This window comes from Enterobacter sp. 241F3 (assembly GCF_034106785.1).
GTDB classification, from domain to species: domain Bacteria; phylum Pseudomonadota; class Gammaproteobacteria; order Enterobacterales; family Enterobacteriaceae; genus Enterobacter; species Enterobacter vonholyi.
On record NZ_JAWNDD010000001.1, the window covers coordinates 929,097 to 947,978 of the forward strand.

15 protein-coding genes are annotated in these 18,882 nt (G+C 56.3%); 9 read left to right on the plus strand and 6 right to left on the minus strand.

Going from position 1 to position 18,882, the window contains the following annotated elements; all coding sequences use genetic code 11:
* Positions 1-11 precede the first annotated feature (11 nt).
* Positions 12-1,304, plus strand: a complete 1,293-nt coding sequence (locus tag UR504_RS04395) for a hypothetical protein (RefSeq protein ID WP_302234661.1) — start codon at positions 12-14, stop codon at positions 1,302-1,304.
* A gap of 302 nt (positions 1,305-1,606) precedes the next feature.
* On the opposite strand, the gene clpA is transcribed toward UR504_RS04395, so the two are convergent.
* On the minus strand, positions 1,607-3,886 hold the full coding sequence (clpA, locus tag UR504_RS04400; RefSeq protein ID WP_014831269.1) for an ATP-dependent Clp protease ATP-binding subunit ClpA: 2,280 nt from the start codon (positions 3,884-3,886) through the stop codon (positions 1,607-1,609).
* A gap of 27 nt (positions 3,887-3,913) precedes the next feature.
* Positions 3,914-4,234: an ATP-dependent Clp protease adapter ClpS gene (gene clpS, locus UR504_RS04405; protein WP_006174393.1), complete on the minus strand. Its 321-nt coding sequence runs from the start codon at positions 4,232-4,234 to the stop codon at positions 3,914-3,916.
* 267 nt (positions 4,235-4,501) lie between these two features.
* Between clpS and cspD the strand changes: the two genes are divergently transcribed.
* Positions 4,502-4,723: a cold shock-like protein CspD gene (cspD, locus tag UR504_RS04410; protein ID WP_008499993.1), complete on the plus strand. Its 222-nt coding sequence runs from the start codon at positions 4,502-4,504 to the stop codon at positions 4,721-4,723.
* 70 nt (positions 4,724-4,793) lie between these two features.
* Here cspD and macB read toward each other — a convergent pair whose 3' ends face one another.
* Entirely contained in the window at positions 4,794-6,734 is a 1,941-nt protein-coding gene (gene macB / locus UR504_RS04415; RefSeq protein WP_115874622.1) for a macrolide ABC transporter ATP-binding protein/permease MacB, read from the minus strand.
* Positions 6,731-7,846, minus strand: a complete 1,116-nt coding sequence (macA, locus tag UR504_RS04420) for a macrolide transporter subunit MacA (protein ID WP_127730241.1) — start codon at positions 7,844-7,846, stop codon at positions 6,731-6,733. The genes macB and macA overlap by 4 nt, the downstream gene beginning before the upstream one ends.
* Before the next feature lie 159 nt (positions 7,847-8,005).
* Here macA and UR504_RS04425 point away from each other — a divergent pair, with 159 nt between their 5' ends.
* Positions 8,006-8,962, plus strand: a complete 957-nt coding sequence (locus tag UR504_RS04425) for a VirK/YbjX family protein (protein WP_302234660.1) — start codon at positions 8,006-8,008, stop codon at positions 8,960-8,962.
* Here UR504_RS04425 and UR504_RS04430 read toward each other — a convergent pair.
* A complete protein-coding gene (locus tag UR504_RS04430; protein WP_115874620.1) occupies positions 8,959-10,617 on the minus strand; it encodes an ATP-dependent endonuclease in 1,659 nt (552 codons plus the stop codon). The two genes, UR504_RS04425 and UR504_RS04430, sit on opposite strands and share 4 nt — an antisense overlap.
* Before the next feature lie 289 nt (positions 10,618-10,906).
* Between UR504_RS04430 and aqpZ the strand changes: the two genes are divergently transcribed.
* The 4 genes from aqpZ to hcr all read left to right on the plus strand — a co-directional run bounded on the left by aqpZ (position 10,907) and on the right by hcr (position 15,448).
* On the plus strand, positions 10,907-11,602 hold the full coding sequence (aqpZ, locus tag UR504_RS04435) for an aquaporin Z (RefSeq protein ID WP_008499998.1): 696 nt from the start codon (positions 10,907-10,909) through the stop codon (positions 11,600-11,602).
* Between the two features lie 170 nt (positions 11,603-11,772).
* Positions 11,773-12,672 (plus strand): lysine exporter LysO family protein, encoded by a 900-nt coding sequence (locus tag UR504_RS04440; protein WP_274242453.1) that lies wholly within the window; start codon positions 11,773-11,775, stop codon positions 12,670-12,672.
* Between the two features lie 144 nt (positions 12,673-12,816).
* Entirely contained in the window at positions 12,817-14,469 is a 1,653-nt protein-coding gene (hcp, locus tag UR504_RS04445) for a hydroxylamine reductase (RefSeq protein ID WP_320739370.1), read from the plus strand.
* Positions 14,470-14,479: 10 nt separating this feature from the next.
* Positions 14,480-15,448 carry an NADH oxidoreductase gene (gene hcr / locus UR504_RS04450; RefSeq protein WP_127730233.1) on the plus strand — a complete coding sequence of 323 codons (969 nt, stop codon included), beginning with the start codon at positions 14,480-14,482 and terminating at the stop codon, positions 15,446-15,448.
* Between the two features lie 88 nt (positions 15,449-15,536).
* Here hcr and UR504_RS04455 read toward each other — a convergent pair whose 3' ends face one another.
* Positions 15,537-15,971, minus strand: coding sequence for a DoxX family protein (locus tag UR504_RS04455; RefSeq protein ID WP_115874615.1), 435 nt, complete (start codon positions 15,969-15,971; stop codon positions 15,537-15,539).
* A gap of 151 nt (positions 15,972-16,122) precedes the next feature.
* Between UR504_RS04455 and poxB the strand changes: the two genes are divergently transcribed.
* Positions 16,123-17,841: a ubiquinone-dependent pyruvate dehydrogenase gene (poxB, locus tag UR504_RS04460; RefSeq protein ID WP_320739371.1), complete on the plus strand. Its 1,719-nt coding sequence runs from the start codon at positions 16,123-16,125 to the stop codon at positions 17,839-17,841.
* Positions 17,842-17,879: 38 nt separating this feature from the next.
* Positions 17,880-18,881 (plus strand): low-specificity L-threonine aldolase, encoded by a 1,002-nt coding sequence (gene ltaE, locus UR504_RS04465; protein WP_274242450.1) that lies wholly within the window; start codon positions 17,880-17,882, stop codon positions 18,879-18,881.
* Position 18,882 lies beyond the last annotated feature (1 nt).

The following is an 18,882-nucleotide window of genomic DNA, read 5'->3' on the forward strand; positions in this document are numbered from 1 at the left end:
AAAAGAGAGGCGTGAAAATCATCGACTCACAGAATCAGTTGGTGATATGCATGGAATGCGCTCCAAAAATAGACCTGAATGTTTGTAAAAGCTGGTCATGCCCTAATCTTGGAATACCTGATGCGAGTGATTATGTTGTTCCTGTTTATCGTCTCGGCTACGCTGCTCTTGAATGTCAAAAATGTGGCAGCCTTCCGCCCTTGTTTAATAAAAAAGAATGTGACGAGTGGTTCAGACACTTCATGCAACAAAAATTGGGAAATACAGGACAAGGTTGTCCTCGCTGTTTTACAACTCGCATCATTCACTATGGATACACAAAAGCCAGAACCCCACGCCTTCAATGTTGTACCTGCCGCTATGTGTTTACTCCACACTATGACAATGCTCAATGTCAGGATAAAAATATCACCCTTCTTTCCCGGCTCGAACAAGGCGTGCATTCTGGTGAAACGACAAACCAAAGGGCGCTTGCACAAGCGGTTAACGGGTTTGAACACGTTCTTCATGCCTCTGTCCCTGGATTAACAAGGGTGTCAACGACGACGATGGTAATACCGTTTCAGGGCCGCGCTGCGAGGCAGAAATTATATGTTGTGATCAGCGCCGATGCTGATTCAGGGAAAATTATGCAAATCACAACTAACTATAGCGACTGGAAAGCAGGCGATTCGTTGCTCTATAAAAGCTCACAGCCCAGCCCTTCTGCGATATTACCGTCGAGCGATGTTGATCTTATTCGTGAACAAGAGAAGCAATTTCTGACGCGGAGTCAGTTCGATGAAATTCAGTACGGTAGCGCCGAACTTAAGCGAAACGACCGGGGAAGCATAGTCCGTCCTGTCATAACCATACACAGTCATTTTCAGCGATTAAAACGACGATTCCCGGGTGTAACCGATCATTATCTCGCGCATGAGTGCGTCTTGCGTGGCGGTGCAATTACGGCCTGGTCAACAGAGGTTGGCCTTGGAAAAACCAATCTGTGGTTTGTGTCTGAAAAGCCTGAAAACGCCATGCTCTCTGAAAAGTCATTTTACCTGACTGGCAGCTGGAAAATGGGATGGTGGAAGAATGTATGGGAGCGCTGGGATAATGGCGAGAGATGCAAGATGATTGGCCTACTAACCGGACAGCAAAGTACAGCGGAACCCGCTTTGATTACGCTTGCACCCTGCACTGCATTTGGTGCCTGGCTGAAAGCCCATCCATGGTCATTACAGTGTCATCACTATGGAGCCCGGGTTGTGAGCCAGCATTTAGTGGGTCTTGGCTGTATTTATAACCAAAAATTGATTCTGTGAGCCCGTATTTTACGTCTTATAGACCGGCTCCAGGCAATAACGTACGTTAAGGTGAGCACGTAAGATTGTCAATTCATACACTTACAGGATGCCAGTCCTGACACCTGATTTGCAGGTTCGCCGCCATTTTATTACTGTGGATTTATCCAGAAACCAACGTCGAACAAAAGTGGAAAGCGCCTCGCAAAATTCCTCTGCGGCCTGATGCCGTCATCCCGACCCTCTCCCACTGGGAGAGGGAGAAAAGCAGGAATAAAAAAACCGGGCAAATGCCCGGTTTCTAACATTAGCCTTCCACTCACTCAGTGAGCCGCTTCCGGCTTGTGCTTCGCCGCACTCTGGAAATCGTACGTCAGTTCGTTCTTCGCCTGATCCAGCGCCACGGTCACCTGGCCGCCGTCCACCAGCGAGCCAAACAGCAGTTCGTTCGCCAGCGGTTTCTTCAGGTTGTCCTGAATTACACGCGCCATTGGACGGGCGCCCATCGCACGGTCGTAGCCTTTCTCGGCCAGCCAGTTTCGAGCCTCCTGGCTCACTTCCAGCGACACGCCTTTCTGATCCAGCTGTACCTGCAGCTCGACGATGAACTTATCCACGACCTGATGGATCACCTCGGTAGACAGGTGATCGAACCAGATAATGTTGTCCAGACGGTTACGGAACTCCGGCGTGAAGATCTTCTTGATCTCCTCCATCGCATCGGTGCTGTTATCCTGGTGGATCAGGCCGATGGACTTACGCTCGGTTTCTCGCACCCCGGCGTTAGTGGTCATTACCAGCACCACGTTGCGGAAGTCAGCTTTGCGCCCGTTGTTGTCGGTCAGCGTCCCGTTGTCCATCACCTGTAGCAGGATGTTGAACACGTCCGGGTGCGCTTTCTCGATTTCATCGAGCAGCAGTACCGCGTGCGGGTGCTTGATGACCGCGTCGGTGAGCAGGCCGCCCTGGTCAAAGCCCACGTAGCCCGGAGGCGCCCCGATCAAACGGCTGACGGTGTGACGCTCCATATACTCGGACATATCAAAGCGCAGCAGCTCAATACCCAGCGCTTTGGAAAGCTGAACCGTTACCTCGGTTTTCCCCACGCCGGTCGGGCCGGCAAACAGGAAGGAACCGACAGGCTTGTGCTCATGCCCCAGTCCGGCACGGGCCATCTTAATCGCTTCGGTTAAGGCCTCAATGGCTTTATCCTGACCAAAGACCAGCATTTTCAGGCGATTACCGAGGGTGCGCAGCGTGTCGCGATCGCTCTGAGAGACGCTCTTCTCAGGGATACGCGCGATGCGGGCCACCACGGACTCAATATCCGCCACGTTAACGGTTTTCTTACGCTTGCTGGCCGGCATCAGGCGCGCACGCGCCCCGGCCTCATCAATCACGTCAATCGCCTTATCCGGTAGATGACGGTCGTTGATGTATTTCACCGCCAGCTCCACCGCCGCACGCACCGCTTTCGCGGTATAACGCACGTCGTGGTGCGCTTCGTACTTCGGCTTCAGGCCGTTGATGATCTGCACCGTTTCCTCGACGGACGGTTCGGTCACGTCGATTTTCTGGAAGCGGCGCGCCAGCGCACGGTCTTTCTCAAAGATGTTGCTGAACTCCTGGTAGGTCGTGGAGCCAATCACGCGGATCTTGCCGCTGGAAAGCAGCGGTTTGATCAGGTTAGCGGCATCCACCTGGCCACCGGAGGCCGCACCTGCCCCGATGATGGTGTGAATTTCATCGATAAACAGGATGCTGTTGGTGTCCTGCTCCAGCTGTTTCAACAGCGCCTTGAAGCGTTTTTCAAAATCACCGCGGTATTTTGTGCCCGCTAGCAGCGAGCCGATATCCAGCGAGTAGATGGTGCAGTCGGCAATCACTTCCGGCACATCGCCCTGAACAATGCGCCAGGCAAGCCCTTCGGCAATCGCGGTTTTACCCACGCCTGACTCCCCCACCAGCAGCGGGTTGTTCTTGCGGCGACGGCACAGCACCTGGATCGCGCGCTCCAGCTCTTTATCGCGACCAATCAGCGGGTCGATACCGCCAACGCGAGCAAGCTGGTTAAGGTTGGTGGTGAAGTTTTCCATACGATCCTCCCCGCCTGCTTGCTCTTCATTGTTATTGACCTGATTGCTGGAATCCGATGCCTGGTTAGGCTCGTCTTTGCGCGTTCCGTGAGAGATAAAGTTAACCACGTCGAGGCGGCTGACTTCGTGTTTGCGCAGCAGATAGGCAGCCTGTGACTCCTGCTCGCTGAAGATGGCGACCAAGACGTTTGCGCCAGTCACTTCGCTACGCCCGGAAGACTGGACGTGGAATACCGCGCGCTGCAGCACGCGCTGGAAGCTGAGCGTCGGCTGCGTGTCGCGCTCTTCTTCACTGGCTGGCAGCACCGGTGTGGTTTGTTCGATGAAGGCTTCGAGTTCCTGACGTAGCGCCACCAGATCCACGGAGCAGGCTTCCAGCGCTTCGCGGGCAGATGGGTTGCTAAGCAGTGCGAGCAGTAAATGCTCGACGGTCATAAACTCATGTCGGTGCTCACGCGCTCTGGCGAAAGCCATGTTTAAACTGAGTTCCAGTTCTTGATTGAGCATAGGCACCTCCCCCAATTTTATGCCTTATCAGGCCTTTTCCAGCGTACACAGCAACGGATGCTCGTTCTCCCTCGCATAGTCGTTCACCATCGCCACTTTGGTCTCCGCCACTTCGGCTGTGAAGATGCCGCAGATAGCTTTGCCACGATAATGAACGGTAAGCATCAGTTGCGTTGCACGTTCTACATCATAAGAAAAGAACTTTTGTAGCACGTCAATAACAAATTCCATCGGCGTGTAATCATCGTTCATTAACATAACTTTATACATAGATGGCGGTTTTAGCGCGTCGCGCACTTTGTCTTCCGCCAGCTGGTCAAAATCCAGCCAATCGTTGGTCTTACCCATTATGCATAACCACTTTGAATCTACCTCAGATGTTAGATAACAATCATCTATTACTGTCATCCGCGATGTCTGTCACAAACTGTTGCAATAGCGTTAACTGCTTCAAACTTTGGTTGATTATTGTCCCATCTCCAGCGCCAAACGCTTGACGACTTCTTTCGTTTCTCTAAATTGTACAAGCGTGAGATGGCGAGGTTTTGAACAGCCCCCACTCCACCACCGGTTCATTCCATCTTAACTTATAAGATTTACGAAGGATGTCGAAGCATGGAAATGGGTACTGTTAAGTGGTTCAACAACGCCAAAGGGTTTGGCTTCATCTGCCCCGAAGGCGGCGGCGAGGATATCTTCGCTCACTATTCCACCATTCAGATGGATGGTTACAGAACGCTCAAAGCCGGGCAGTCCGTCCGGTTCGATGTTCACCAGGGACCAAAAGGCAATCATGCCAGCCTTATCGTCCCCATTGAAGCTGAGACGGTTGCATAGCTCTCTGTTTTATTGTGTACATCCCGCAGTCAAAATGCCAGCCCGATCGGCTGGCATTTTTATTTTCGGGTTATTCCCGAGCCAGCGCGTCCACCGGATCCAGCCGCGCCGCGTTGCGGGCGGGCAACCAGCCAAACAAAATGCCGGTAAAGGTTGAACACAAGAATGCGGTAATAATGGCCACCGGCGAGAAGCCAATTTCCCAGCCGGGTAAAAAGAGCTGGAGCGCGAAGGCGATCATCATCGAGAGCGCAATCCCCATCGCACCGCCGACCAGACACACCAGCACGGCTTCAATCAAAAACTGCTGCAGCACGTCGCTGGCCCGGGCCCCGACCGCCATGCGGATGCCAATCTCCCGGGTACGTTCGGTTACCGACACCAGCATGATGTTCATCACCCCGATACCGCCGACGACCAGCGAAATCACCGCCACCAGCGTGAGGAACAGCTGAAGAGTACGTGTGGTCTTTTCCGCCGTTTTCAAGAGGCCGTCCATATTCCAGGTGAAGAAATCTTTCTTCCCGTGGCGCAGGGTTAACAGCCGCTCAAGCTGCTGTTCGGCCAGCGCGCTGTCGTAGCCCTCCTTCACGCGCACGGTGATGGAGTTGAGCCAGGACTGCCCCATAATCCGCCCGGAGATGGTGGTATAGGGCAGCCAGACGCGCAGGATCTTGCTGCTGCCAAACATCGACTGCTTCTCTTCCGCCACGCCGATAACCGTGGCAGGCATGTTGCCGACCAGGATCACTTCGCCCACCACGTTGGCTTTATTGGGGAAGAGCTGTCTGCGCGAATTCGCGTCCAGCACCACCACCTGCGCCCTGCCCGCCAGCTGCTCGGCGTTGAAGGTGGCGCCTTCGCTGAAGGTCATACCGTAGACGTTGAAGTAGTCTCCGCTCACGCCGTTCGCGCTGGCTGCCACATCAACATTGCCCACGCGCAGGCGCAGGTTCTGCGACACCGCAGGCGTGGCAGAGTTGACCCATGGCTGCTTCTGAATGGCCGCCAGGTCGTCGTATTTCAGTGCCTGTTGATACTGCGGCTCGTCGTCGCCAAAGTCTTTGCCGGGATAGACGTCAATGGTATTGGTGCCAATAGCGCGGATATCTGCCAGCACCAGCTGTTTGGCCGCGTCGCCCACCACCACAATCGACACCACCGAGGCGATACCGATAATGATGCCGAGCATCGTCAGCAGGGTACGCATTTTATTGGCCGCCATCGCCAGCCAGGCCATGGTCAGCGCTTCACGAAAGCCGCTGGAAAACTGTCCCCAGCCGGTTGATGCTGGCAATGCTTCTTTAGATGCCGCAGCTCTGGACTCACGCGGCGGCGGGTTGCTGACCAGCTCGCCGTCGCGGATCTCAATTATGCGCTCCGCCTGTGCCGCCACCTGCGGATCGTGGGTCACGATGATGACCGTGTGCCCCCGATCGCGAAGCTGATGCAGGATCGCCATCACCTCTTCGCCGGAATGGCTGTCAAGCGCCCCGGTCGGCTCATCCGCGAGGATCACCTGCCCGCCGTTCATCAGGGCACGGGCAATACTCACGCGCTGCTGCTGCCCGCCGGACAGCTGCGAGGGCTGGTATTCCACCCGCTCCGCCAGCCCCAGACGCGTCAGCAGCATCTGCGCGCGTTCGAGCCGTTTTTTCCGCTCGACGCCCGCATAGACCGCCGGAACTTCAACGTTCTGCGCCGCATTAAGATGAGAAAGCAGATGGTAACGCTGGAAGATAAAGCCGAAATGTTCCCGGCGCAGCTTCGCCAGCGCGTCACCGTTCAGCGTGGAGACATCCGTTCCGGCCACGCGGTACGTGCCGCTGGTGGGTTTATCCAGACAGCCGAGAATGTTCATCAGCGTCGATTTACCGGAACCCGATGCCCCGACAATCGCCACCATCTCGCCCGCCTCCACGCGCAGGGAGATGCCCTTCAGCACCTCCACCGGGCCGTCGCCCGACGGATAGCTGCGACGAATGTCCTTCAGCTCAAGCAGCGCCGTCATTTGGCGGCTCCGGGCAGGCTTTCGCTGACAACAACCTCCTCGCCCTCTTCCAGTCCTTTCACCACCACCACGTCGGTGTCGTTGCGCGCGCCTATCACAACCTCACGCTCGCGCGTTTCGCCGTTGCGCAGCACTTTCACTTTATAACGGCTATCCCCGGCGGATTCGCCGAGCGCGGAGAGCGGAATGGTCAGCACGTTCTTCACGCCGGTCAGCTGGATATGCACCTGTGCGGTCATGTCCAGACGCAGCACGCCCTGCGGGTTTGGCACCTCAAAGCGGGCATAGTAAAAAATAGCGTCGTTAACTTTTTCCGGCGTCGGCAGAATGTCTTTCAGCACGCCTTCGTAGCGCGTCTGCGGATCGCCCAGCACCGTAAACCAGGCGTTCTGTCCCGGCTTAAGATGGATAACATCCGCCTCTGAAACCTGGGCTTTGACCAGCATAGTGCTCATGTCCGCCAGCGTCAGAATGTTTGGCGCCTGCTGCGCGGCAATCACCGTCTGGCCCTGCAGCGTAGTGATCTGGGTCACTTCACCCGCCATCGGCGCAACGATTTTGGTGTAGTCGAGGTTGGTTTTCGCCGTATCCAGCGAGGCCTGATTGCGCTTTATTTGCGCGTCAATCGTGCCAATCTGCGCCTGTTTCACCGCCAGTTCCGTGGTGGCCGTGTCTAAATCCTGCTTCGAAATCGCCTGGGTTTTGGCCAGCGCCTGCTGTCGGGTCAGCGTCACCTGCGCCAGGTTACGTTCTGCCAGCGCCTGCGCACGCTGCGCGCGCAGCTCCATCAGCGTGGCTTCCACCTCGCGGATCTGGTTCTCAGCCTGTTCAGGATCGATAACGCCGAGCAGCTGGCCTTTTTTCACCTTATCGCCAATCTCAACCGACAGCGTTTTCAGCTGGCCGCTAACCTGCGCGCCGACGTCAACCTTGCGCAAAGCGTCAAGCTTGCCCGTCGCAAGGACGTTTTGCTGCAGTTCGCCCGGGCGAACAATCAGTGTCTGATACTGCGGCACCGGCGCATTTAGCACCTGCCATAGCCAGTACCCACCGACTAAAACCACGACCGCCAGCAGCAGAAACAGCGTTCTGCGTTTTCCCTTGAGATTCATAAATATTCCAAATAAATGTTCTGGCAATTATAAATGTTGATTCTATCTAAACGACTCCTCAACGAAACCCCTGTTCTCTGAAATCGCCCTAATTTGTTTACGAGACGTTGACATTTCTCCTGTTGAAATAGCGATATTCCAAAAGGATCAGGATCTACCATGTCTTCTATCGTCGACACATCACTTTCAAACCTGCCGCAGCCTAAATCCGGCTGGCAGCTCTTCAAAAAACTGGCTTTCGGTGAGATCGCGCCCGGGCTGGCATGGGAAAAAACCGCCTATAGACGTAAGTTCATGCTGCGTTCACTGGCGACACCGCTCAGCACCGCTCGCCTGCTGTCTGACCTTGCAGAACATCCGCACCTGATGCAAATGCTCCAGGTTCAGCCGGGACTGCCCTGCCGCCTTCATCGTCCGTGGTTGACGGTCAATATGGATAGACAGCGTACGCTGGAATCGCTGTCATGGCACTATCAGATGATGTGTCGCCAGCTGCCGGCAAAGCTGACCAGTGGTTACCTTTCAAAGCAGGGCGTGACTCTGCTGACCTTAACCGGAAAAGATGAACAGCAATTTACCGTCCGTCTGTGTGCCGATGCGTTTATGGATAAAGAGGGAGAAGCTACCCTCGTTTTCTGTGGCGGTCAAAATACGGCGCTGGCGGAGATGACCTTTACCCTCTGCCAGTTTGAGGGAAAATCGACGCTGTTCATTGGCGGTTTGCAGGGCGCAAAAGCGCATGTTCCGCATGAGCTGATCCAGGGTGCGACGAAAGCCTGCCATGGCCTGTTCCCGAAACGTCTGCTGGTCGAGGCCGCCATGACCCTCGGCGCCGCGTTCCCGGTAGAGCAAATTGTCGCCGTCAGTAACGATACGCACATTTACCGCAGCTGGCGCTACCGCAAGAAAAAAGAGGGGAAACTGTTGGCCGATTACGACAGTTTCTGGATCTCCATCGGCGGTGAAAAGCAGGACAGCGGTAACTTTATGCTGCCGCTCGTCATGCCGCGTAAACCAATGGAAGAGATCGCCAGCAAAAAGCGTTCCGAATATCGCCGCCGCTACGAGCTGCTGGATAGCCTGATTCAGCAGGTGAAACAGGCGACCCAACGTTAATCCGCTCTCCCGCGAGCCAGCCACAGCACGCGGGAGAACATCTTCCGCAACAGGGTCGGTACCGCCTCCACGCCCCGCCTCCCCGCCTCCGTCGCCACTTCAATGGCTAAATCCGGTTTTGAGGAACGATGAATAGCTTTGGCGATCACGCGCCGCATATTCATCGGGACATCGACCGGCACCATGGCAATTCGGTGGAATACGTCGTCAAACCCCTGACGATACATAAAGTGTTCCATGTCCATGGCGGGCAGCATAGTTAAATGGTCGCGCTCTTCCTCTCGCTCGTTACTCAGCAGGCTTCGCACGGTCGAGGCATATTTTTTGCCCGCCTCATCGCCGTCGACCAGAACGTGCCACTCGATCCCCATCCGGCGGGCAAATTTTATCAGTGGCTTTAATCCCGACTGGGCGAACTCGATTACCTTGATGCCTTCCGCATCAAAATGGTGGCCGCACTGGCGCGCCAGTTCGTTGATGACCCAGGTTTCCGTTTCCCCCTCAACCAGCAGCCAGCAGCGGGCAAAGAGCGACGACGCCCGGTTAAAGCGAATATGGAACGCGATGCGCCGCCCGTCTTCCGCGTTCAAACCGCCCGGCCCAAGCCGGAAAGCGGAGACGCGGGAGGATTCACGCACCAGGCGACAGACGTGTTCTACCGGCGTCAGCGATAATAGCTCCCCGGAATTGGTGGTCGTAATACGCTGGAGCGGCAGCAGATTCAGCAGATGCCATGCCACGGAGAGCATGATGGGATGGAGGCGCGTTTCCGGGTCTTCCACCAGCAGCAGCGGTCGGGCGTCCCGGTCAAGACGAACGGTGCCTTTGGCCTGCAGAAGCGTTGAAAACAGCCCCAGCAGAATCACCCGATGGGTACGACCTCCGGGCCGGTCGATCATCCGGTTAATGATGTCGAGATAACGCCAGCTTCGCTGCTCATCATGAGAGCGGCGGCGCATCAGACGATGGCGCGACTCAGACGTTCCCTGTTCGGAAAAATAGTGCTCCAGAAGCTGTACCATTGCGGACAACCCCTGACGAATTTGGCCATCAGTAAGATTCTGCGGACGCGACACCAGCTCTCTTGCCAGAAAATCCAGCTCGCGGGCGGTGACTTCCACTTCCGGCATATTGGGTACGGTACCGTTACGAATACGCCGCATAAATCGCGCATCGCGCAGGCGTAACACCGGCGTCAGACGGATCAGGTGACGGGCCAGATCGTCGATATTGTCCAGCGGGATGGGGTTAGCTTTCTCATCGAGAAAATCACGCAGGGTGAGTACCCCCTCGTTCTCCGCCATCTCACCTTCCAGCCGGTAGAAAATCCGTTGAAAACCGTCATCGCACGGCACCCAACAGGGTGACAGCGGGCGGAAGCGACGCACGCGGTGACGTCCGGGCTCGGATTCGCGGAACGTCAGGATGATGTGCAGGTGCTTCTCGCGCCCCGTCACGTCGCCGGGGGGAAACCAGAAATCGTCGCGAACAAAGTGATACAGATCGTCCTCGGGCGAAAGCAGTAGCGTCAATGCATCCAGCAGGCTGGACTTGCCCCAAGCGTTCTCGCCGATCAGGACGTTGTTTTGCTCCAGCTGCAGTGACAGGCGGTTAATACCGCGAAACCCGACAATTTCCACACGTTCGAGAAGCATAAATCCCCCGACAAATGATCACTTTTTCCTTCAAGTTATCAGCAGTATAGCGGGAGGTGCTCTGTCACGACAGCATAACATTCACCCTTACAAGAATTGGTCTATGCTCTATTTACCGCTGATTTGAACAAGGATTGACATCACATTGCCTTAAATCAAATTAATCGAATTTATTTAAGTGGCGAAGGGATGTTGTTGGTTTCTAAAATACGGGCTCTTCGAGTCGTCATCCCTTTATGGCGATATATCCCGCGCGCGGGAAAGCGTGCGGAAAATTTTTGAGGTGGTTATGTTTAGAAAATTGGCAGCAGAATGCTTTGGTACATTCTGGCTGGTATTTGGTGGCTGCGGTAGTGCCGTTCTGGCAGCAGCATTCCCGGAATTAGGTATTGGTTTTGTCGGCGTCGCGCTGGCTTTTGGTTTAACCGTATTAACCATGGCGTTTGCCGTGGGGCATATTTCCGGCGGTCATTTTAACCCGGCCGTGACATTAGGTTTATGGGCCGGCGGTCGTTTTCCGGCGAAAGAGGTAATTGGTTATATTGTGGCGCAGGTGGTTGGCGGTATTATTGCGGCTGGCGTTTTGTACGTGATTGCCAGCGGTAAAGCCGGGTTCGACGCGGCGGCCAGCGGCTTTGCCTCTAACGGCTTCGGCGAGCATTCTCCGGGCGGCTACTCCATGTTGTCTGCCATCGTGATTGAAATTGTGCTGACCGCCGGCTTCCTGCTGGTGATCCACGGCGCAACCGACAAACATGCGCCAGCTGGTTTTGCCCCGATTGCCATTGGTCTGGCTCTGACGCTTATCCACCTGATTTCTATTCCGGTCACCAACACCTCCGTTAACCCGGCACGCAGTACCGCCGTCGCCATCTTCCAGGGCGGCTGGGCGCTTGAGCAGCTGTGGCTGTTCTGGGTGATGCCAATTATCGGTGGTATCCTGGGCGGCGTGCTGTACCGCACCCTGCTGGAAAAACGCGATTAATTGCTCGCGGTGTCGGGTGGCGCTAACGCTTACCCGACCTACGTGAGAGTGCACTTGTAGGCCGGGTAAGGCGTAGCCGCTACCCGGCTTTCTTTTGTCGCTTTACTGAACAGCCTTTATTGGGTAGTGTCACTGGCGCTTAACCGATACTCAAAAAGGACCGGCTGTTCATGTTTTCAGGACTCCTCATCATTTTGTTGCCCTTGATCGTGGGCTATCTTATTCCGCTCCATCGTGAATCCGCATTAAGGCTCATTAATCGATTCCTGAGCTGGATTGTCTACGTGATTCTTTTCTTTATGGGGATTAGCCTGGCATTTCTGGACAACCTGTCAGCGAATTTACTCTCAATTCTCCATTATTCTGTCGTCACCGTAGTCGTTATTTTGCTGTGCAATATTGCCGCGCTGCTGTGGCTGGAACGCACTATTCCATGGAAAAATCACCATCATCAGGAAAAGCTTCCTTCACGAATTGCAATGGCGCTTGAATCATTAAAATTATGCGGCGTCGTGGTGCTCGGTTTTCTTCTTGGGCTGACCGGTTGGGCTTTTTTACAGCACGCGACAGAGGCCAGCGAATATACGCTGATCTTCCTGCTGTTCCTGATTGGTATACAGCTGCGAAATAATGGCATGACCCTGAAGCAAATTGTCCTCAACCGTCGGGGAATGATGGTTGCCGTCATTGTTGTTGCCAGTTCCATGGTGGCGGGCGTCATTAACGCCTTTATTCTCGATCTGCCGCTGAAAACCGGCCTGGCGATGGCGTCAGGTTTTGGCTGGTACTCCCTCTCCGGTATTCTGCTTACTGAATCATTCGGCCCGGTGATCGGCAGCGCTGCCTTCTTTAACGATCTGGCGCGAGAGCTGATCGCCATCATGCTGATCCCGAGCCTGGTTCGCCGCAGTCGTTCTACCGCGCTGGGCCTGTGCGGTGCGACGTCGATGGACTTTACCCTGCCGGTATTACAACGCTCCGGGGGGCTGGAGATGGTGCCCGCGGCTATCGTTCACGGCTTCATTTTAAGCCTGCTGGTTCCGGTTCTGATGGCCTTTTTCTCGGCCTGATACTTCTTTGGCGGTAGGTTTCCTGCCGCCAAAATTGCGCTAAATCAATCTCCCTCTATTTTGTAGCAGAAAGCCCTTTCCACCGTTCAGGCACGAGCATAACCTTAAACATGTATATCAAATATAACTTTAACAGGTGTGATTATGTTTTGTGTGCAATGTGAACAAACCATCCGTACCCCGGCAGGCAACGGCTGCTCCTACGCACAGGGTATGTGCGGCAAAACCGCAGAAACATCTGACCTGCAGGACCTGCTGATTGCGGCTCTGCAAGGCCTTTCCGCCTGGGCGTTCAAAGCCCGCGAATACGGCATAGTCGACCACTACGTCGACAGCTTCGCCCCGCGCGCGTTTTTCTCCACGCTGACCAACGTTAACTTCGACTCTCCGCGCATTGTCGGCTACGCCCGCGAAGCGATTGCCCTGCGTGAAGCGCTGAAGGCACAGTGCCTGAAGGCGGACGTCAGCGCCCGCGTGGAAAACCCGATGTCAGAACTTCAGTTGGTCAGTAACGATTTGGGCGACCTCCAGCGCCAGGCGGCAGAATTCACCCCGAACAAAGACAAAGCGGCGATTGGGGAAAACATTCTCGGCCTGCGCCTGCTGTGCCTGTACGGCCTGAAAGGCGCTGCGGCGTATATGGAGCACGCGCACGTTCTGGGTCAGTACAACAATGAGATTTATGCGCAGTACCACAAAATCATGGCGTGGCTGGGCACCTGGCCTGCCGATATGAATGCCCTGCTTGAGTGCTCAATGGAAATCGGCCAGATGAACTTCAGGGTGATGAGCATTCTGGACGCCGGTGAAACCAGCACCTACGGCCACCCGACGCCAACGCAGGTCAACGTCAAGGCTACCGAAGGCAAGTGCATCCTGATTTCCGGTCACGACCTGAAAGATCTCTACAACCTGCTGAAGCAAACCGAAGGCACCGGCGTTAACGTTTATACCCACGGTGAAATGCTGCCCGCGCACGGCTACCCGGAGCTGCGTAAATTTAAGCATCTCATCGGTAACTACGGCAGCGGCTGGCAGAACCAGCAGGTGGAGTTCGCCCGCTTCCCTGGCCCTATCGTGATGACCTCTAACTGCATCATCGACCCGACCGTCGGCGCGTACGATGACCGCATCTGGACCCGCAGCATCGTCGGCTGGCCGGGCGTGAGCCATCTTGAAGGTGACGATTTCGGTCCGGTTATCGCCCAGGCGCAGCAGATGGCGGGCTTCCCGTACAGCGAAATTCCGCACCTTATTACCGTCGGCTTCGGTCGTGAAACCCTGCTGGGTGCCGCCGATTCGCTGATTGACCTCGTCAGCCGTGAAAAGCTGCGCCACATCTTCCTCGTCGGCGGCTGCGACGGCGCGCGCGGCGAGCGTAACTACTTCACCGATTTCGCCACCCGCGTGCCGGAAGACTGCCTGATCCTGACCCTGGCATGCGGCAAATACCGTTTCAACAAGCTGGACTTCGGCGACATCGAAGGTCTGCCGCGCCTGATCGATGCGGGCCAGTGTAACGATGCTTACTCGGCCATCATTCTGGCGGTCACCCTGGCGGAGAAACTGGGCTGCGGCGTGAACGACCTGCCGCTGTCTCTGGTGCTGTCATGGTTCGAGCAGAAAGCGATTGTCATCCTGCTGACCCTGCTCTCTCTTGGCGTCACCAACATCGTGACCGGACCGACCGCGCCAGGCTTCCTGACGCCGGACCTGCTGGCCGTGCTGAACGAGAAATTCGGCCTGCGTTCCGTGACCAACGTTGAAGACGATATGAAGCAGCTGCTGAGCGCGTAAGGAGTTATTCATGACCATGCCAACCTCACAATGCCCGTGGCGGATGCAGGTTCATCACATCCGTCAGGAGACGCCGGATGTGTGGACGCTGTCGCTGCTGTGCCATGACTACTATCCATATCGTGCAGGCCAGTATGCGCTGGTCAGCATTCGCAATTCGGCGGACACCCTGCGCGCCTACACGATCTCCTCGACGCCGGGCGTGAGCGAATACATTACGCTCACCGTCCGCCGCATTGACGACGGCGCGGGCTCCCAGTGGCTGACGCAGGACGTGAAGCGCGGGGATTACATCTGGCTGTCCGACGCGCAGGGGGAATTCACCTGTGACGACAAAGCTGACGATAAATTCCTGCTGCTGGCGGCGGGCTGTGGCGTAACGCCGATTATGTCAATGCGCCGCTGGCTGGCGAAGAACCGCCCCCAGGCCGACGTGCAGACGATCTTCAGCGTCCGTTCCCCGGAAGATGTGATTTTTGCCGAGGAGTGGCGTGAATACCCGGTGACGCTGGTGGCTGAGCACAACGCGACCCACGGTTTTGTGCCCGGTCGCCTGAGCCGCGAGCTGCTGCAAAGCGTGCCGGATGTTGCGAACCGAACGGTGATGACCTGCGGCCCGGCGCCGTACATGGCTATCGTGGAAGAAGAAGTGAAAGCGCTTGGCGTAACCCGCTTCTTCAAAGAGCAGTTCTTCACGCCGGTGGCGGAAGCGGCAAGCAGCGGCGTTAGGTTCACCAAACTGCAGCCTGCCCAGACCTTCTTTGGCCGCGTGGGGACCACGCTGCTGGAGGCGCTGGAAAGCAACAAGGTGCCGGTAGCGGCTGCCTGTCGTGCTGGCGTGTGTGGCTGCTGTAAAACCAAAGTGGTTTCCGGTGAGTACACCGTCACCAGCACCATGACGCTGTCCGACGCGGAAATTGCCGAGGGTTACGTGCTGGCGTGCTCGTGCCATCCGCAGGGGGATTTGATCCTCGCATAAACGATAAACGTTCGTTCGTAGGCCCGGTAAGCGTCAGCGCCACCGGGCTTTTTTGCCGGGCGGTACTGCGTTTACCCGACCAACAATTTTACCGCCACGCGGGCGCTTTACCCAGCGCAAACCGCCCTGCCCCTAAAAACGCGACAGCCAGCGAGCCGATAAAGAAGTACACCAGGCTTTCAATCGCCCATGCCCCAACCTTATCAAGGGCGAACGTTTCACCCATTCCCACCATCAGCCACGCCACAATCATCGTAAACGCCAGTACCAGCGCGGCCGGCCGCGTAAACAACCCGACAATAATCAGGATCGGCGCCACGACTTCGCCAACCAACACGCCGTAGGCGATAAATCCCGGCAGCCCTTTTTCCACCAGCATGCCGCTGATAAACCCCACGCCGCCAAAAAGCTTGTGCAAACCGTGAAAAAGCATCAGCCCGCCGACGGCAAGTCGTAACAAGAGTTTGCCAAGATCGTCGCACGATAGCTTTTCATTAACAGCAATTAACAATGATTTAACCATTTGAAATTATTCCTGTTTTAACTGAGACACTGCCAGATTATGCCGAATAATTGCGCGTGAAAAGCACCTTTTAATTGTGGGGATACGACGGGCAATACGGAGACTTTCTTCTAAGCTTGTAAGCGTTATCACAAAAAGGAGACGGACAACCATGAAACAAACCGTGGCTGCATATATAGCGAAAACGCTCGAACAGGCTGGCGTAAAACGTATCTGGGGCGTCACCGGCGACTCCCTGAACGGACTCAGCGACAGCCTTAACAAGATGAAGACCATCGAATGGATGCCGACCCGCCATGAAGAGGTTGCCGCCTTCGCCGCAGGCGCTGAAGCGCAGCTTACGGGTGAACTGGCCGTCTGCGCCGGATCCTGCGGGCCGGGTAACCTTCATCTGATCAACGGTCTCTTCGACTGTCACCGCAATCACGTGCCGGTGCTGGCGATTGCCGCCCACATCCCCTCGTCCGAAATCGGCAGCGGCTATTTTCAGGAGACGCATCCGCAGGAGCTGTTCCGTGAATGCAGCCACTATTGCGAACTGGTTTCATCCCCGGAGCAGATCCCTCAGGTGCTGGCGATCGCCATGCGTAAAGCCGTGCTGAATCGCGGCGTTTCTGTGGTCGTTATTCCGGGCGATGTGGCCCTCAAGGCTGCGCCAGAAGGGGCAAGCACCCACTGGTATCACGCCCCGCAGCCCGTCGTCACGCCAGCAGAAGAGGAGCTGAAAAAGCTGGCGCAGCTGCTGCGTTACTCCAGCAATATCGCCCTGATGTGCGGCAGCGGCTGCGCTGGCGCGCACAAGGAGCTGCTGGAATTTGCCGGAAAGCTGAAATCCCCGATTGTCCACGCCCTGCGCGGCAAAGAGCACGTCGAGTACGACAACCCCTACGATGTTGGCATGACCGGACTGATCGGTTTTTCTTCAGGCTTCCACACCATGATGAACGCCGACACGCTGATCCTGCTTGGTACCCAGTTCCCGTATCGCGCGTTCTACCCGACGGATGCCAAAATCATTCAGATTGATATCAACCCTGCCAGTATCGGCGCGCACAGCAAGGTCGATATGGCGCTGGTGGGCGATATCAAATCCACCCTTTCCGCCCTGCTGCCGCTGCTGGAAGAGAAAACCGATCGCAAGTTCCTTGATAAGGCGCTAAGCGACTATCGCGATGCCCGCAAGGGGCTGGACGATCTCGCCAAACCGAGCGACAAAGCCATTCACCCGCAGTACCTGGCGCAGCAGATCAGTCATTTCGCGGACGAAGACGCCATTTTTACCTGCGACGTGGGCACGCCAACCGTCTGGGCGGCACGCTATCTGAAGATGAACGGCAAACGTCGCCTGCTCGGCTCGTTTAACCACGGCTCGATGGCCAACGCCATGCCGCAGGCGCTGGGCGCAAAAGCCACGGCGCCGGAGCGTCAGGTGGTGGCGATGTGCGGCGACGGCGGGTTCAGCATGCTGATGGGGGATTTCCTGTCGGTAGTACAGATGAAGCTCCCGCTAAAAATCGTGGTGTTTAACAACAGCGTGCTGGGCTTCGTGGCGATGGAAATGAAGGCCGGAGGCTATCTCACGGACGGTACCGAGCTGCACGACACCAACTTCGCGCGCATCGCCGAGGCCTGCGGCATCACCGGTATTCGCGTGGAGAAAGCCTCCGAGGTGGATGAAGCCCTGCAGCGCGCCTTCTCCATCGACGGCCCGGTGCTGGTGGATGTCGTCGTCGCCAAAGAAGAGCTGGCGATCCCGCCGCAGATCAAGCTTGAGCAGGCCAAAGGCTTTAGCCTGTACATGCTGCGCGCAATCATCAGCGGCCGAGGCGACGAGGTGATCGAACTGGCAAAAACCAACTGGCTCAGGTAAAACATTTCACATGACCTCTTAAATTAAAGGGATGTGAAATGATTGATTTACGCAGTGATACCGTTACCCGCCCGAGTCGGGCCATGCTCGAAGAGATGATGGCCGCTCCGGTCGGGGACGACGTCTACGGTGACGATCCGACGGTAAACGAACTGCAGCGCTATGCGGCAGAACTGAGCGGCAAGGAGGCCGCCCTGTTTATGCCGACAGGCACACAGGCGAACCTGGTCGCGCTGCTCAGCCACTGCGAGCGAGGTGAAGAGTATATCGTCGGCCAGGGTGCGCATAACTATCTCTACGAAGCCGGCGGTGCGGCCGTGCTCGGCAGCATTCAGCCGCAGCCGATTGACGCCGCGCCGGACGGCTCCCTGCCGCTCGATAAGGTCGCGGCGAAAATCAAAGCCGACGATATTCATTTCGCCCGTACCAAATTGCTCAGCCTCGAAAACACCCACAACGGCAAAGTGCTGCCGCGCGAGTACCTGAAGGCGGCGTGGGAATTTACCCGCGAGCGTAAACTCGGCCTGCACGTGGACGGCGCGCGTATCTTTAACGCCGTAGTGGAGTATGGCTGCGAGCTGAAAGAGATTACGCAATACTGCGACTCGTTCACCATCTGCCTGTCAAAAGGACTGGGCACGCCTGTAGGTTCACTGCTGGTTGGCAATACGGACTACGTCAAGCGCGCCAACCGCTGGCGCAAAATGACCGGCGGCGGGATGCGTCAGGCGGGTATTCTGGCGGCTGCCGGGCTGTATGCCCTGAAAAACAACGTGGCGCGTCTGAAGGACGATCACGACAACGCCGCGTGGATGGCGGCGCAGCTGCGCGAGATTGGCGCCGACGTGATGCGCCACGACACCAACATGCTGTTCGTCCGCGTGGGCGAGGATCGCGCCGCTGCGCTTGGCGAATTTATGAAATCACGTGGCGTGCTGATCAACGCCTCACCTGTCGTGCGCCTGGTCATGCATCTCGACGTGAGCCGCGAACAGCTGGCGGACGTGGTGAAACACTGGCAGGCGTTTTTACAGCGATAAG